17 protein-coding genes are annotated in these 16,876 nt (G+C 32.2%); 10 read left to right on the plus strand and 7 right to left on the minus strand.

The genetic code is table 11. The features are described from left to right. Positions 1-106: 106 nt before the first annotated feature. From N782_RS05100 to N782_RS05110, 3 genes are read right to left on the minus strand one after another with little or no spacing between them, the layout of a single operon-like run. Positions 107-1,063 (minus strand): tyrosine-type recombinase/integrase, encoded by a 957-nt coding sequence (locus tag N782_RS05100; protein WP_036816976.1) that lies wholly within the window; start codon positions 1,061-1,063, stop codon positions 107-109. Further along, entirely contained in the window at positions 1,056-2,156 is a 1,101-nt protein-coding gene (locus tag N782_RS05105) for a tyrosine-type recombinase/integrase (RefSeq protein WP_036816978.1), read from the minus strand. Before N782_RS05105 ends, N782_RS05100 begins: the two co-directional genes overlap by 8 nt. Then, complete coding sequence (locus N782_RS05110; protein WP_036816981.1) at positions 2,146-3,450, minus strand: tyrosine-type recombinase/integrase; 1,305 nt, start codon at positions 3,448-3,450, stop codon at positions 2,146-2,148. Before N782_RS05110 ends, N782_RS05105 begins: the two co-directional genes overlap by 11 nt. A gap of 892 nt (positions 3,451-4,342) precedes the next feature. On the opposite strand from N782_RS05110, the gene N782_RS05115 reads away from it, so the two are divergent. The 3 genes from N782_RS05115 to N782_RS05125 all read left to right on the plus strand — a co-directional run bounded on the left by N782_RS05115 (position 4,343) and on the right by N782_RS05125 (position 8,442). Next, complete coding sequence (locus N782_RS05115) at positions 4,343-6,148, plus strand: AAA family ATPase (RefSeq protein WP_036816984.1); 1,806 nt, start codon at positions 4,343-4,345, stop codon at positions 6,146-6,148. 1,070 nt (positions 6,149-7,218) lie between these two features. Further along, a complete protein-coding gene (locus N782_RS05120) occupies positions 7,219-8,157 on the plus strand; it encodes a DNA/RNA non-specific endonuclease (RefSeq protein ID WP_036816986.1) in 939 nt (312 codons plus the stop codon). A gap of 24 nt (positions 8,158-8,181) precedes the next feature. Next, the gene (locus tag N782_RS05125) at positions 8,182-8,442 is read left to right on the plus strand and encodes a hypothetical protein (RefSeq protein ID WP_036816988.1); all 261 of its coding nucleotides are present in this window, start codon (positions 8,182-8,184) and stop codon (positions 8,440-8,442) included. Between the two features lie 256 nt (positions 8,443-8,698). Here N782_RS05125 and N782_RS20945 read toward each other — a convergent pair whose 3' ends face one another. Continuing rightward, positions 8,699-9,700: a thermonuclease family protein gene (locus N782_RS20945; RefSeq protein ID WP_152600713.1), complete on the minus strand. Its 1,002-nt coding sequence runs from the start codon at positions 9,698-9,700 to the stop codon at positions 8,699-8,701. Positions 9,701-9,881: 181 nt separating this feature from the next. Here N782_RS20945 and N782_RS05135 point away from each other — a divergent pair, with 181 nt between their 5' ends. Together N782_RS05135 and N782_RS22070 are read left to right on the plus strand one after the other, a co-directional pair. Next, a complete protein-coding gene (locus tag N782_RS05135) occupies positions 9,882-10,169 on the plus strand; it encodes a hypothetical protein (protein WP_036816991.1) in 288 nt (95 codons plus the stop codon). A 286-nt stretch (positions 10,170-10,455) separates the two neighbouring features. Further along, complete coding sequence (locus N782_RS22070; RefSeq protein ID WP_272913639.1) at positions 10,456-10,587, plus strand: hypothetical protein; 132 nt, start codon at positions 10,456-10,458, stop codon at positions 10,585-10,587. 226 nt (positions 10,588-10,813) lie between these two features. Here N782_RS22070 and N782_RS21745 read toward each other — a convergent pair whose 3' ends face one another. Both N782_RS21745 and N782_RS21750 read right to left on the minus strand, forming a co-directional pair. Continuing rightward, entirely contained in the window at positions 10,814-11,086 is a 273-nt protein-coding gene (locus tag N782_RS21745; protein WP_202595666.1) for an integrase core domain-containing protein, read from the minus strand. Between the two features lie 108 nt (positions 11,087-11,194). Next, positions 11,195-11,761: a hypothetical protein gene (locus N782_RS21750; RefSeq protein ID WP_202595667.1), complete on the minus strand. Its 567-nt coding sequence runs from the start codon at positions 11,759-11,761 to the stop codon at positions 11,195-11,197. Between the two features lie 556 nt (positions 11,762-12,317). Between N782_RS21750 and N782_RS05145 the strand changes: the two genes are divergently transcribed. From N782_RS05145 to N782_RS21245, 5 genes are all read left to right on the plus strand, one after another. Then, positions 12,318-13,058, plus strand: coding sequence for a hypothetical protein (locus N782_RS05145; RefSeq protein ID WP_036816992.1), 741 nt, complete (start codon positions 12,318-12,320; stop codon positions 13,056-13,058). 423 nt (positions 13,059-13,481) lie between these two features. Then, complete coding sequence (locus tag N782_RS21450; protein ID WP_237582564.1) at positions 13,482-13,700, plus strand: hypothetical protein; 219 nt, start codon at positions 13,482-13,484, stop codon at positions 13,698-13,700. Positions 13,701-13,910: 210 nt separating this feature from the next. After that, complete coding sequence (locus N782_RS21755; protein WP_202595668.1) at positions 13,911-14,084, plus strand: hypothetical protein; 174 nt, start codon at positions 13,911-13,913, stop codon at positions 14,082-14,084. 684 nt (positions 14,085-14,768) lie between these two features. After that, positions 14,769-15,635: a hypothetical protein gene (locus N782_RS05155; RefSeq protein WP_036816997.1), complete on the plus strand. Its 867-nt coding sequence runs from the start codon at positions 14,769-14,771 to the stop codon at positions 15,633-15,635. A gap of 54 nt (positions 15,636-15,689) precedes the next feature. After that, positions 15,690-16,004, plus strand: coding sequence for a helix-turn-helix domain-containing protein (locus N782_RS21245; protein ID WP_152600714.1), 315 nt, complete (start codon positions 15,690-15,692; stop codon positions 16,002-16,004). Positions 16,005-16,470: 466 nt separating this feature from the next. On the opposite strand, the gene N782_RS22175 is transcribed toward N782_RS21245, so the two are convergent. Further along, positions 16,471-16,638, minus strand: a complete 168-nt coding sequence (locus tag N782_RS22175) for a DNA cytosine methyltransferase (protein ID WP_152600715.1) — start codon at positions 16,636-16,638, stop codon at positions 16,471-16,473. Between the last annotated feature and the right edge of the window lie 238 nt (positions 16,639-16,876).

Below are 16,876 nucleotides of genomic sequence, written 5' to 3' on the forward strand. Positions count from 1 at the left end.
CATAGGTGAAAAATGCAAGAGATATGGTTAGTGTTGGATTTATGGAGGATAAAAAAATGAAGCAGCTCCTTACGATAGAAAGGAGCTGCTTCATTTGCGAGGAGTACTATATGTTTTTGATTTTGTTGAAGAATTCATCGTTTTCCTTAATTTCTATCCTCTTGTTTCGGATGTAATGAGGGTTAATGTAACCCATAGTAGCCTTGATGCTTTTGTGACCTAGGAGTTGCTGGATTATCAGGACGTTGGTGTCCTCATTAGCCAAGAGCGTGGCAAATGTATGGCGCGAAGAATGAATGTTTAAATTCGGCAATCCTGCCAAATCTAAATATTTCTTTAGTAAATTCTCTATCTGTTTTCTAGTCAGTCTACTGTTATCTTTATTCTGAAATAGATAATCCTGAGGTTTTCTCTTATGAATGGAACAAAAGGATTTGATGATATGTGAAAATCCATTTAATAGAACGACGGTACGATCACACTTATTCTTAGTATTCTTTAGGTGAAACAAACCAATATCAAAATTAATCTCATCCACTTTCAAATTGGTTATTTCGGAGATGCGGCAACCTGTCGATAATAACATGGTAAATAAGAGTAAATCATTTTGAACGTCCTCGGAGTGGTCGATTATGGCATTGAGAAATTTTATAATGTCATGTTTGGTTAAGATATTCGTAATTTTCTTTTCCTCTTCATAATCTTTAAGATTGAATGTTAGGTTTTCCATTGGATTAGCGAAATCACGATTCCTTTCGAGATAAAGGAAGAAACTACCTAACGCAGTGTAATGGTCCCGAAGAGGATAGTACCCATAGGGAACAAGGGAATAGAAGTAGTCATCCAAAATTTGAGAGTCTATTGCTAAGTACGCGATATGGTTACCATCTGTATCCCTCAACAATGTGATTTTTTCAAGGTCAATGGTATCTTCCTCTTCCTCTACTAGTCGTGCTAGATACGTATTGAAATACTTCAAGCGATAAGAATATTTTCTTTTCGTTTCATCTGCAATACGCACTGTTTTAAAATATAATGTGATTTCCTCATTAAGATTAATCATCTTTTTCTCCGTCATTTATTATATGTTCTAAAAGTTTTTGGAATGGAAATGGATAATTCTTATTTATTTCTTTTTTTAGATCATCATTGAATAACTGAGTATAAACCATGGTTGTTTTTGGATCGGTGTGCCCAAGGATCAACGACAAATTATGAAGACTGATTCCGGAGCTCAAACATTTTACTGCAAAAGTATGCCTGAACGAATGGATTGATATATATGGTAAGTGTTCCAATTCCCTTCTTATATCTTCGATTATACGCCCAATGCTTCTTATTGAAATAGGTATTTGTCTTTCGTTCCCTTCATCCATAGAAAACAAATAACCATCAGAGTCAGGAGTCCAGTTCTCGAGCCCAGATTGATGAAGGTATTTCATTATCTCGGGTTTTATTTCAGGGAATATGGGGATATAACGGTCTTTATTTCCTTTCCCCAAGACATAAAGAAGATCATTTTCTATATCGAAATCTTTCACCTTAACATTGGCAACTTCACTTAATCTGCATCCTGTACCCAATAAGAAAACCAATATTGCCCTGGCACGGTAGCCCTTATGCAACTCTTTCGCAGCTATAAGAATTTCTTTAATATTTTCGTCCTTTATATATCGAGGGAGTAACTCTGATTTTTGCAGTTCAAACCTATACTTTAGGTTTTTATTTGTATAGTCCATTTCATATGCAAAACTCAATAACTTTCTCATGATAGAGTAATACTTGTTAACCGTTCGTACTGATAGCTTCTCATCCTTCTTAGGTTTGCTTTTGCTTAATAGTTCTATTATCAAGACTTCGGTGAGCTCATTTATTTTCATGTCTGGATTCTTTTCTTTGATAAGTATTGTTAGTCTATCAAGAAAGTTTTTGTATGTTTTCCAAGTTTCCTTGGATCGTTTATTGTTCTTTACCAGCTCTTGTTGATTTTTTTTGAATTGTGGAATGATATCTAATGCAAGTGGAGAACTAGGTATATCTCCCTTTATTGAGCTGGTATATTTAGAGTTTATGAGAGAAACCAAGGCATGTTTTTGGATTCCTAACTCTTTACAAACCTGGTTGATATTGAAATTAATCTTCTTATCAATGGTCATATAAATCTCCTTCATAAAGGTCTCTGTTAATTGCTAATGCTTTGATACGCTTCACGTTTCTAAAATAATAATATAGGGTGGTAGCAAGATATTTATGCCCAACAGTATTGGCCACCTCCTCAATTTTGTTTCCGTTATCTAACGCATTTGTTATAAAAGTGTGTCTGAAAGCTCTTGGTGAGTATCTAACTTCTCCGAACACACTTTCATTTCGATGTCTGAATATGTCATAAATCAAATCTGAATTGATTCTTTTACCAACCTTATTCAAAAAAAGGGCATTTTCCATTTCATCTGGTTTATAATTTGGTCTTATTTTTATATAGTCATTTATAAAATCTATGACATCTTTCCTAATTTGAAGCGTTCTTTGTCCAGATTTCTTACTCCTCAATACGATGATTCTTTCTGTAAACTTTATATCATCAATATTCAAGTTTGAGATTTCTACGGAACGTGAGCCAGTTTCTACTAATAATAAGAAAATACATATGTCCCTCATTTTATGTTCTGAATTCTTTATAATAGATTCATATAGCATTATGATTTCATTGACTTTCACATGAACATTTACCCTTCTTGAGTGAAGGGTTAGTTCGTTAGGGATTTTATATGTGAAATCTGTCTTATCTTCCTTGTACAGATATTCAGAAAACAACCTTAAAGCTTTAAGATATTGGTATACTGTTGGCCCTGAAATCTCTTCTATTGCCAATCTTTTTCTCAGCTTTGCTTCATATTGAGTGAAATGTTCATAACTTAATAATTCAGGAGAAAACTCCTCATTAGATTTGGTAAATACTTCTTGGATGAACATTTTAACCATTTTGGTGTATTGATCTATAAAAGCGTAATTTTTTAATTCTAGGTAACGTTCAAAATCACTTATCCCACTATGGCATGAAACTGATTCTATAACTTCAAAATTTTTTTTAACTCTAAGGTAATTAGGAGGTTTATAAAACAGTTTTACAGTACCTTTCTCATATAGAAAATCCAGAAAAAGCTTAATGTAAAAGAGGCTACTTTTAGCATAAGAAGGTCCGATTTCACCAGAATCTAAACGAGTTTCTATTTTGTTTTGAAAATCAATAACATCATTTAAAGTGATATTTTTTAGCTGGATTGAAGCATTGTCCTTAAGTTTTTTTGAAGCTCTTATATTTTGGAAAAAAAGATTGAGCGTTAACTTAATATTAGTTCGGTTGTAAGATGGTTTGAGTGTTTTTAGGAATTCTTCAACAATGGATTCTTCTTGGTTACCAAATTCTTTGCTTCTTATAGGGGAATTCATTTTTTCTCACCTCCTATTTATTTACTATACCGAATGAGCAATGTGTATCTTTTATCTTTGGATATGTCTATTTATTACCTTTTCAATCTGGAAATATAAGTGTTTTGTGTAAAAATGGCGTGGAAGATGATTTTTTAATGAGGAAGTTCTTATTCGAGAAGGAGATCTGATCTAGTGGTGTGAAATTATTTTATACTTTATTGGTCATTTTATTTTAGTCAGATACTATAAGACTGGTTTTATGAAATGAAAGCGTCGTCTTATTTAGGGTGACAACTATGACGATACAGGTTTTGTATGTGTCATTTTATTCTATGTAGCTTTTGGCAGCATGTTTATTAGCATAAAGGTGTATAAACAACGTTCGGGCATTTATCTCGAAACTGAGTCTTCAACTAAGTGCAGCTTAGCTAAAGACTCAAATTCAAGTGAAAAATTTAATAGAGGAAAATTTTTATAAGGCTCATCTCCATTTTAGGGGGGGAGCCTTTTTGCGTTTGTGTAGAAGTCTCTAAGCCTAAGAATGTGGTAAAATAAGGTGTAAATAGTTGTCACTACTAGCTTAATTTGGCAAATTATTTAATATATAGAACGGTAGAATAAGAAAATTAAGTGGTTGAGAGGGGATATTTATACTATGTATTATACTTTTGAACCTGAGTTTAGAGTAGCCTTTTATAAGGCATTGATTTGTTCTATGATTTGCTTCAGAACGTGACAATTATCCAATTTTAGAAAGGTCCATCGTTTGATAAGAGAAAAAATTCATAAAAGTTAGAGGAAGATTTTTTATAACATACTTACTCAATATTCAAAACAGAATATAGAAAATCTTAGCATTGTAAGAAGGTGGAAAACAGTATAAATTACATGGAGCATTGGAGAGGTTAAAGTGAAGATAGTTGGTTTTAATATTAATAACTATAAGTCATTAGGATCGAAGGAGAACTATTTATCTGTAGAGCCAAAAGTTACTGCCCTAATCGGAAAGAACGAGTCGGGAAAGAGTAATATTTTAGAGGCAGTAGGTAATTTATCATTTGAGAAACTAATAAGTTCTAGTTATTTTAATAATACAAATAGAGGGGCTTCTGGTGATGTATCTATCATTGTTCATTTGAAATACTATCAAAGTGAATTAAATGAATTTAAAGTTAGTCAATCAAATACATCAATTAGTTTCTTAGATAATACAATAATTAAGATTGAAGGTGGATTGTCGGACTTATTGAAAGAAGATGAATTATTAATGGGAGCTATTAAAGATGTTCTGGGGATGAATATTAAAAGTGTTTGGGGAAATGAATCTAACCGCATTAAATCAGTACAAGATTATTTGAAAGGTTTGAAAGACATAGCTTCACATGTATATATAAATCATAGTGTTAAATTAAGTAATTTAAAAAAATGGATAACAAAAGATTATACAGGTAAGGAAGACTTGATTAAGAAATTAGAAATTATTGATAATTGTCTTACAAAATATTATTCTCTTCTACCTAGTATGTATTACCGTGAACAATACCCACAATTAGGAGCAAGTTATAAATATGATGATATTAAAGATATTCTTAAAGACCCAAACCATATCTTTTATAGATTCCTTATAGCAGCCGGTATTACTGAAGAAGAAGTAGTGCAAGCATTCGAAGATCCTAAAGATGGTAATAGGAAAACTGTTCGTAATAGGATTGCAAGAAAAATCCAGAATAATATTGAGGTAGAGTTTAATGAATTTTATAATCAAGAGAAAATTGAGTTTCAAATAGAATTTGAGAACCGAGTATTTAAAATCTACATATTAACCGATGATAAGGCAATGAACCTAAGCGAAAGAAGTAATGGATTACGTTGGTTCATAAGCATATTTGTTGATGTGCTTTCTCGTGAATATAAAAATTCATCTTTAGTTTACTTGTTAGATGAACCAGGTGTTTATTTACATGTTAATGCTCAAAAGCAACTCCTAGAATTATTTTCAAGACTAGCAGAAAGAGATAATCAGGTAATATATACTACACATTCTCCATTTATGATAGACAGTAAAGACATAACTAATGTTAGGGCTGTTGAAAAAGTCGAGGAAGGTAATACAAAAATATTTAAGAGTGCTTACGATCAAAATTTATCAAATGACTCAAAAATGGAAACCTTATCACCTTTAGTGCAAGCTATTGGTGCAGATTTAAAGTTTAATATTGGACCATCTAGTAAAAACAATATCATTACCGAGGGTATTACAGATTATATGTATATGAATGCTATGATAAATTATTTGGCGATTGATAGCGCACCAAATATCATTCCATCAGCAGGTGTTAGTAATATAAATAGAATTGTTTCAATTCTAATTGGCTGGGGATGTGAATTTAATATTTTATTAGACTATGATAAAGCTGGTTACAACGAATACGATGTTTTAGTAAATAAACTGGATGAGACTCTGGAAGATAAAATTTTATTCGTAAGTTGTAACGAAGAAGCAATTAAGGAGAAAATGGTGAGTAACCCAATGACAATTGAGTCGTTGATTTTTAAAGATGACTCTAAAAAATTGAGTACCCCATACGATGGTTCTAGTGCGTCGAAGAAATTAGCCGCAAAAGAATTTCATGATAAAGTAGTAAACAAAGAAATTGAATTAAAAGTTGAGACTGTGAGAAATTTTCAAGTTTTATTTGAAGCACTAAATATATAGGATTTTAAATCTCCAATACATCAAAAATTGCATATAGAATTTTGACACTGATAAACATGCATGTCTATAATTACCTTATGCTTGCCGCAGTTGCGGGTTCGAATCCCGTACTCCTCGCCAAATCTTTGAACATTGCCCTTAGTAGCAGTTATTGGATTATTGGTGTATTTATCGCTAATACCTTTTCAATTGCTATAGACTACATGGGAGTCGCTCTCTAAAGATGATAAGGAGATGATAGGGATGACAATGTTAACAAACTTTACCCTGCTAATAACCTTCGCAGCTTCCGAGGAGTTAGTTTAATTGGTAAAACGGTATATATAGGAACCAAGGTTATTAGCAATCCATCATATACTATTGTAATTCCATTGCGTTAAAAAAAAGAAAAATTTCATAATTAGGTTCATCTCCATATTATGGAGATGAGCCATTTTTGAATAGCTCTGAAGAAAAAATTATTCCCTTGATTTACTTATTCGATAGTTAAAGAAAAGTCATATCCGAGTGGGGGGCTTTTTAGAATAGAAAACACAAAGTGTTTCTGCTACACAGTACAAAATTACTGCGGAACAAACCATATCTAGTTGCTCTAATTTTGTGAAATAATGCACTTAAAGTAACTGGTACGTTAGTTAAAGAACTAATTTAATAATTTTCTCGATATCAAGTCTTCATGATAAGGGATCTTTAGTTGAAGAAGGCAATAAAATTAGGCGGCACATATTAGATATATCTAATATGTGTTGTCTTTTTTATATCAAATATTTCGCCTCTCTAATCTAAATATAACAGCTATTGTCTTCGCAAGAATTAGGGTTCTAGTTCACTTGTTATTTGAAATGCAATCTATTCAGCTTCAAGAAACTCGAAGGATTTATAACATTATGTGGTAAAATGTTACTAATGATTATGATAATTCAGTTCTTCAACTAACAAAGCAAAAAAGGGGATGAAGTTGATTATGCTGAAGTTCGTAAAGTAATTGGAAGTATCAACAGGTTATCCTATGTAAACATTCCGATATTTTTTGAATGAACAATATGAAACTATTATAGGAGAGTCCTAAAATGAAAAAGAAAATGAGCTATTTAATTTTACTTTTAACGATCATCTGTATGGTTGGTTGTACTGAGGTAGAAGATACATCCATTAGCGATAAAGAAACCAATTCACAAGAAGCAGCTACAACTAATGCAGATAAAAATAGCGAAGAAGAAGCAGCTACCACCTCGAGTGTTGATGAATCTGCTGTAGAGGAAACGCAGAGCGAAACAAATAATGACCTGTTCTCAGGATATAAACGTATTGAAGTTGATGGTGGTGATTTGTCTGGAGATCGTGAAACGAATGTTGTTGTTGACATTGGTTACGGGGACCGTGAATATTGGGCATTTACGAATGAACATGGGCAACTAGTACATGTCGTTGCAGATAAAATCATTTTACAAGATGACGGTAAGGAACCTGTATTATCGTCTGGAAGATACTATTCTGATGAGGCGAAAGTTCCTGGTGTCGAAAGTGACGTTTTAGATGAAGGGCATGTTATTGCTGATTCTCTTGGAGGGGTATCGAATGCTTATAATATCACACCACAAGAAAGCACGCTCAATCGTCACGGTGATCAAGCCTATATGGAAGATGCGATCCGCAAGGCAGGTGGTGCTACGAACTTTGAAGCAATTATCAAATATCCGAATACGGAAACGCAGATTCCTTCAAGTTATCAGTACACCTATACGTTAAAGGGTAACGAAATCGTTGATACATTTGACAATGTGAATCCTGATGAAGTAAACGAATCACTTGGTTTAACAGACAGTGAGCCTTCCGATTCGACGGGTTCAAATTCAAACGGTGATATTTCTAGCGTTGATACGAACGGTAACGGACAAGTGACAATCAAAGAAGCAAAAGCAGCTGGTTTTAGTATGCCAATAATGAGTGATCATTGGCTATACCCCTATATGCGAGATAATGATGGTGATGGGATGGTTGGAGAGTAAGCCTATAGACAAGGTGGGGAAATAATGCCGCGTTTTACAAAAGAAGTAATACAAACACTTCTGGATCAAAATGAAGGATTCGAAAGAACCACGTACTATAAGGATAGAAATTTTAGAGAAGATAATCATTATAGAATTTCGGGTGGAAATTTGTATATTCGTAGGATTGGTAAAACCTCTTGGTCTGATAGTAAATTCGATGAAGAAGAACTAGCTGATGTTGAACAAGCAAGAAAATTCGTGAAAAAGTTCTATGATGATTTGAATTGTGATGGAGTAGAATAAGATACAAGTTTAACCATACCTGAATCAATAAGATCGATTAATCAATCTGTCTTTTTTCGTTTCCTGTCGACTTTAAATCCCAAGAAAAATGAAGATGCTTCTATTTTTAAAGCTAATTTTATGTAAAGGATTTCTTTCGAGTTAATCGACTTACCACCTTTAGATAAAATGAAATATACATTCAAATAAAAAAGATCCGTCCTTAAGAAAAGAACGGATCTTTTTAGAATATAAACTTAAGTTATTAAAATCTAATTTAAGGCAAGCTCTCACAAGCAACCCCGTTACCATCTCCATCTAAACGATGTGGATCAGATTCAGGGCCTCCAGCTGCTTCGAAAAAGGATTGTGCTTCTTCTTGCGTATCAAAATCCCCACAATTACGGTCCTCTCCAGAAGGATCGTATGGACCAGTGTAACCATCATTTGTATTGTCATCACCGGTTCCTGTGTCTTCTTCCGTTGCATCAGAGTTAAATCCATCTTCCGTGACATAACCATCTATACTCCAAATCCCTTTTTCAGCATCCTTAGCTCTATTTTGAGCTTTCATGAATTCCTGAGAATAAGTGTAAGGAGGGTCGTAAACATAAGCGTAGCGAGCTAATCCTTCTTCTAATAGCATCTTGTTGAAGTTCTTGCCATCTACCCATACATAAGCTAGCAAGCGATCATATTTGTCGCGTTTAGGACCATCAAATTCTAGGGTGATTTCTTTACCACTTAGCTTTTCTTTTGCAAATTCACTTGCTTCAGGTCCAAATGGTTGTACTGGCTTGGATGGGTGTTTCGTTTCTGGAGTATCTACTAAAAGCATACGTACATCTTCCGTTTTACCATCTACATTGACTTCAATTGTGTCCCCATCTACAACTCGAGTGACGGTAGTTGACTTCTTGTTTTCCGACTGTATCGTAAAGTCATAGGTTGTTACTTCAGTCATGGAAACACCGGACGATGAAGTAATTCCTCCAATATGTAGGGTGTAGCTCTCACTAGGTTGATATCCTTCATCTGGTGCTTCAATCCTAACTGTATCCTCACTTGATAGACTTATAGATTGTTGAAGTTGAGCAGAAGAACCTTCTTTGGTTACATAAACCTCTCCTAATGAATCTTCACCAATTGTTGTATTAAATTGTACTGACCAGGTTTTATCCGTTGATACTCCTGATTCACTGCCAAAGCTAGCAGCATTAGCTGGTAGAGCAAACGATAGAACCAAAATTGCTGATAGCAATAATGACTTCCATTTCATATATAGATTCCTCCTAATAATCATTTACCTAATTATACCATTTTGAAGGAAGGGAAAGGAACAATAGCACTTCTTCTATCTCATGAGTTACAGAAATTAATAATCGGTAAATTTTATACCATTTTCAATGCCCATGACATTTATTGAGGTATAATCAGTTGTAATAAAAAGGAGGGATACTATGTGTGAGGAATCAGAACTATTGGATGAAATTATTAATGAATTGGAACGACAAAATGCTATTAATATGTTACCTAATCCTGAAAAAGAAATTTATGAGTATTGTTTATTCGTTGACTTTAATATGGCGATAGAAGCTAAGCATCCTGGTGAGTATGTGTTGATGGACTCTATTGCCACCCCAATTGAACGTACTGCAAATAAGTACGGTATGACACCTGATGAAGTAATAGAAATCTTACAGAGTGCTAATTATATGATCGATAAAATGTTATGTTTGGATGCTTAATATCCAAGATTATCTAAATAGAATGGATAATTTTGGAATATATGCTGTAATTAATAGGTATTTAGATACAATAGAAGTGACTGGAACTTTAATACTATACAATCTATTTATAGATTATATCGAAGATTTTTTGGTTACGAAGAACTGGACACACTTTCGTGTTGGGCGAAAAGTGTGTCTTTTTTATATGTTATGTGTAAAAACTAATTGTATAAGAGAGTAAAATCTACATGTATATGGCAAGGAGGAAATTATGTAAAAACTATTATTGGTAGGAGCAACATTAATGACAGTGGGTTTGTCACAACCTACAAATGCAGAAGCGAGTTCAACTGAATCGAAAGTTATCTCATTTAAAACTGAGTCTGTGGCACTATCGAAAGATGATGTAGTAGATATTGTCGCCTTCAAAAATTAAAATTCAGCAAAATAATATATAAAAATCTATCGAAAAATGGTTATGGATGTAAAATCATATACTAGATTAATAGAGAGGCTAGAGGGTAGAAAAGCGCGATAAAAGGAAATTGGAAATTGAGGGATGACAAATAAGCCTTTCATTTTAATAAGTTATGAAAGGCTTGGTTGATATGAGATAGAATCTATTCATTAAGCGACTCTTTTATAAGTGTGATATAAACCACTTATAAAAGAGTCGCTTTTAATTTGATATCTTCTACTCTCCCTGGAAGATACGTTGGAGAAGGAACCGGTGTTTTGTTATTTATCCCTTGATGAGTTCGATGAGAGTTGTAATAATCATGCACATACTCAGAGAGTAGTCTTTCTAGGTCCACTTCATTCATTGGAATTACATGATCCAGTAGTTCTCTTCGTATAGTACCATTCACTCTTTCAACAAAAGGATTTTTCCATGGAGATTGGTAAGATGTTGGTTTTGATTGTACACCTGACAAAGAAAGAAACCTTTGAATTTTTTTGGAACAAAATACAGGATCATTATCGTGTATGATATATTTTGGCGTTTTACCGTAGGGAGTTGCATTACGTAACTGTTGTTTAATTCAATCCATATTTGGATTCTTGGTTACACCGAATTGGATTATTCGGCGTGTTTTATGTTGGATGATAATGAATACATATAAAACGTCCATTTTTAACGTAGGAACGGTTAGAAAGTCCATAGCCCATGTATCAGATTTGTGGTTATGTAGGAACGTTCTCCAAGATGCTATTTGCTTACGTGAAGGACTTTCGCGTGTGTCAGGCAAGTATTTGGCAATGGTGTTAGGTGCAGGAATGTCCTTCAAACCAAGAAGAGCAAGTTGTTCATGGAGTTTTTCTGGAGAAAGTAATGGGTTTTCTTTATGAACACGTTTTATAGTGGAAATCCATTCTTCTGATAACCTAGGACGGCCTACTTTTTGTGATTTTCTCTTCCAGAACCATTTAAATGCTGTGCGATGCCACTTAATCACCGTTTCAGGTTTGACTATTATTAAGTGAGACTTCCAATTCTGATATGACTTTGAGATCAACACCCATAATTGTCTGAAAGAAGTATTAGGTCTAGGTGTTGGAAGGTTATTTTTTTCATAATGGTGAACATATAAAGCTAGTTGACTATTCAAAGTAAGGTTCTCCATCTTTAAATAATGGTTGGTTTTAAAAGAACTTAGAATGAATGGAATAAGATGGTGCAGCCAATTATTTATAAAAACATATAGATTTCGCAATGATGGCATACGGTGTACAACTTCCAATGGTTTAGTCAAGATACTAGATTACTTGGATGGATAAAGCAAGGAATAAATACGGTCTTATTAAAGAGTAAAAGCTATTATTGAGGCATGAAAAACATTCATCAAACACCTGTAAAAAAGTAAGTACATTTATCTTATCTTCAATTCGAGTCTTCAACATAAGCGTCAATATGTTAAAGACATGAATTCCAGATAACTGAGAACCTTATTCTATATAAGGCCATTAATGTTGATTTAGATTTTTTATTCCTTACTGTTTAGTAGACACATACTGTGCAGCAAATAACTTTGTATATGAAAGAATCTAATTTGAAGAGATATCGGGTTGGTGTTTAACATTAGGTCAGATTGTGGAGTATAATATTATCATAATATTAGAGATTTGAAATAATTGTATTAAAATGAAAAAGTGGGGGAGTTTTATATGAAAGTTCTAAAAATGTTATTAATTGTAGTGCCAATTTTAGCTATAGCATTACCATTTTCACTTTCTGATGTTAGTGCAGAAGTTGTTAACGAAAATAAAGTTGCAATAAGTGGCTGGACTACAAAAGATTATATTACAATATGTATTGCTATTGCTGGTTTTCTTTTGGGCTTAACTAATACAAGTATTTTAGTGTATAAAGAGTTTTTTAAAAAGGAAAAAGAGCCTACCTTAGAAGTAAAATGTGATGAAGCGCTTATCAGAGATTTAGAAGGTAAGAAGTGGAATGTGGACATTCAAATCAATGCTACGATCCGTGCAGTAGTTGGAAAAAATACAATTAAAAGTGTTGAGATGATTCATTCTGGAACAGAAGCTGTATTTGGCGCAATGGGTGCTGGTTATAAACATCAAACATTTAGAAGGTCATATGATTGTTGGAATTACAATTTCTTGTCTAAATATAATGATCCGGATAATTTTGAAATTAAATTAAATGAGTTAAATACAAACAATGAGTATCTTAAGCTCTCTAATTTACCTATAGACGAGGGTCAGAGTATTTCAATTTCATTGCTAGACAGATTTGTGGGGTTTAGATTCCCGGATGGATATGAAGATATTCCGAAAGAAAACTGGATTTTGGAGGTAACTGATAGCAAAGACAATAAATATAGTACAAGCTTTAATTTTGTTGATTACAAAACCAAGAACGAAAGAGAGTTAATGGTATATTAATAACAGTAGGTGAATGTTTTGGGCTTGAATAGCTTTAGGGAAATGCAGATAATATATAGCAAGTCCTTTTACAATGCTTGTGAATTATTAGAAGAATCAAGATAATAATAGAAACGCAAGAGCATACTTACTAGCTCATATTGCTATAGAAGAGCTAGGCGCGTTGTATTATGTTGGCTTCAGCAATAATGAAGTTTAAAATACGAGCTCTAGATGTGAAGAAACTAAACTGAAGGCAAACAAGCCACCAATCAAAAATTAAATTGGCATATTCGTTTGTAGAAAAATTAAAAGAGTATAAGAGTCCATTAAGTATAGAAGATAGAATGTAAATAATTCATTCTTTTGTAAAGATTACTCCTTAAGATATAATTAATAAAGCTAAGGTTCAAAATCTTGATGATCTAAAATACGCATCTTTCTATGTTGATCAATATCAAAATGTTACAAAAGGCTCCTAAAGAAATGATTTCAAAAGAAAAAGCGAATGAAATAATATCATCTGCGAACCTTTTAAAAGAATTTGTAGAATTTAACAGGTGGCAAGAAGGTGAAAATCTTATTGATTTCGTTAAAACATTGAACAATGATGAACAGTTTATAAATATCAAAAATATGTATTTTGATATTTATGTTGAATAATTATAGATCTAATTAGTGACAGTACAAAGATACTGGGTATTCAAACGACATCTACTTGTGTTATAAGATCTACGCTAAGATATTTTGAAACCAAGTCTTTCAGTATATAGAACGTACTCAATGGCTAAATAAGAATTCTGCTGAATTTTATTTTTCTTGTATTTGTTTAAACAAAAAGCTGTAGAACAATTATGGAAAGGAGATAGACTAATGAAAACTACATTTATTAAACGATTACCAAGCGCAACGCAAAAGGAAATCGAAAAGGACTTAAAAGAAGCAGGGTTAAGGGGAGAAGATTTAGAGAATGGCATGAATAGTCGGTTAGCTGATCTAGAGGATACGATTAACATTACAAAATACTTGAAGCAAGAAGAAGATTGAAATAAGACTTTTGATCTTCTTAAATTAAAGTTGTTTAAAATGATGGATTGTACTTTTTTGATAGCTCAGCTTTTATTTTTTAAAACAATTGCTAATTACAGAAAAATGAACTAAACTTATATACATAGTAAATTATTTGGAATTTTGTAAAGCGATTCTAAAAAGAATCAGCGGTAGATACTAGAAATTTTTATACAGCCTATGAGGTTGTGAGTTCCTACACCCAAAGTGTGTAATTTGGTGTGCTCATAAATCTCATGGGCTTTTTTATGTTTTTTGTCAAAAATAGAAATGAAAAATGTGAATTGAGAACAGCTACTAATGACGAACTAAAGAATAACGGATGATACTCAGAAATGAAATGAAATTAATATTGAAGGGAAAGGAATGAAAAATGAACCTTGTCTTTTATGTCCTATTCATTACCTTTTAGTACTATTTTAAATTAAATGGTGGCGTGGAATATGCTTACCACGCCACCTCCTGAGGGGTGTTAAAAGCGTTTGTTTATTAAAAATTTATTTTCATCTATCCATTTCCTTTTATTTCCCTTAGTCCATAAACGGTCTAATAATGATAAAAATTATGGATATCAACCCATGATTGATATGATCTGGACTGATTGTGGACTAAAAGCACGAACAACTATAGTAGGGATTATCATCTTTTAAGAGGTGATAACACGTGGAAAAGCCTACTATAACTGAATTAGACAAATCTCATATTGAATTAGCAAATAATTTTATGGTAGGTAGAATAGGATTAAATGAATACCTAAGTAGAAGAGGTTTTAATGGATATGATAATTGTAATGAATTTAATTATCTTATACAAAAAACTCTAGTCTTTAATGAAATTATAAAAGAGCTTCCACCTCCTATTGGTGCACTAATTATGAAGAATATCCAAAAGTTATCACAAGACGAAATGAAATTTATTGCCCAGGTTGGGAAATCATTAATATCAAAAATCTTTGAATATGTTCCGGAAGAAGAGAAAAGAAAGAGTGGTTATGATCTTTTAGCAAAAGTATCTATTATATTGGATTTACCTTTTTCATATCTGGCAAAAAATTCAAATAGTTCAATAAAGTATGATTCTGATTCTTCATTTGATGAATATTACATTGCTCCCACCAATGAGTTTTCAAGCATAATTGGCTTACAAAGATATATTAATAATGTGTTTAATGAAAAAAATAATAATAGATATATTTTTGGTGCTAAAATTATCAATACGGGTTTGTTTAAAAATGAAGGTAACGTAGTATTTACTAGGGTTGATATTCGCAGAAATTTTATCAACGTAGAATTTCACGTTAAGCATGAAGATTCCTTAGCAATAGATTCTATCCGCAAGATTATTAAGGATTTAAAATTAGGAAATGTGAATGTATTAGTAAACGACTGTTTCTTAAGGAAATATAAAAAATATATATTTACTGGTACTTTAAACACTGAATCTTCAACACATGATTTAGATCTCTTTATTAAAAAAAATATGTTAAGGGATGATACAAAATCTTTTAGTCCGTTTTTGGACTTTAAGTAGAATATAATTGATATATACAAACCCTCTTAATAAACAATATTAGGAGGGTTTGTTATGGTAAGTAATCCACATAAAAACATAAACCGAGAGGCAGCAAAAAAAGTGCTAAACCAGTGGCTTAATGAATTAAACGAAGCAGAAGTGAGTTTGTTAAATGACAATAAGTATTTGCAAAAAGAAAGTATAGATTACAATGATTTACCAACTGTTCTGACTGCAAAGGAAGTTGGTGAAATACTTAGTATTTCTAAGCCTACTGCCTACAAAATAATGAAAATGAAAGGGTTTCCTTTATTGGAGATAGGGCGATCAAAAAGAACTTTAAAAAAAGAATTTTTTAATTGGTTATCATGTTCCGATAGAAAATAAATATTAAATTATTTTTTAACGTTCTACATTTATCTAAATTCAAATGATATGAAAATAATAACATTTCCGTAATTGAGAACTATTAAAAGTAGAGACCAGTATTAATTTTATGTGCTTCTTCTAGTAAAATATAACTTTATCCAAACCTCTTAATTATAATCAAACCCTTTATATTAAAGGGTTTTTTTTTCTCTGATTTTTTAAAATGTATATAATAAATGGTTTTTTAAACGCTTTCTAATTAAAATGTGTTAGTAATTTAATAAAGAAGAATACTTGTAATTTTGATAATTATTGGAGTATATGTGCTTTATAACTATTTATTTCTTGTTGAGGTTCGATATTTTCTAAATCTTTTATAGCATCTTCAACGTGTTAACAATAGGTTCAGGAACCTCAGTGAAAATCTATCTTTGTTATATCGCTCTCACCACTCTTTTTATCAGTTAGTATTATTATCTGCTCATTAGAATGGTTTAGGATATAAGTAGACTGTGAAGCCTTTATCTATTTCCACCGCAGCCACTACATTAAATCTATTTGTTTGCTCGAAGCCATTACATAGTCCTCCTGCTCCATCAAATAAATCAACTACATTATACTTATCCTCTTTTATTTTATATCCCTTTTGTATATAAAATCATTTTATCTTTATTAGCAGCGTAGCGTAAAAGTTCCAAGAAGGCAACTAAAATAGTAGTTCACAGAATAGTGGGATAATAATGACGGATTACTATTTAAGGTGGGCTACTCTTTCTTGAAAATTAATAGTAAGAATTGGAAAATATTCAAAATGGTGTTTTTTTATAGTAAAATGTAAGTAAGATTAAGGGTATAGTATCTTCTACACTATAACTTTAGTCTATTTAATC

The organism is Pontibacillus yanchengensis Y32, assembly GCF_000770635.1.
Lineage (GTDB): Bacteria > Bacillota > Bacilli > Bacillales > BH030062 > Pontibacillus > Pontibacillus yanchengensis.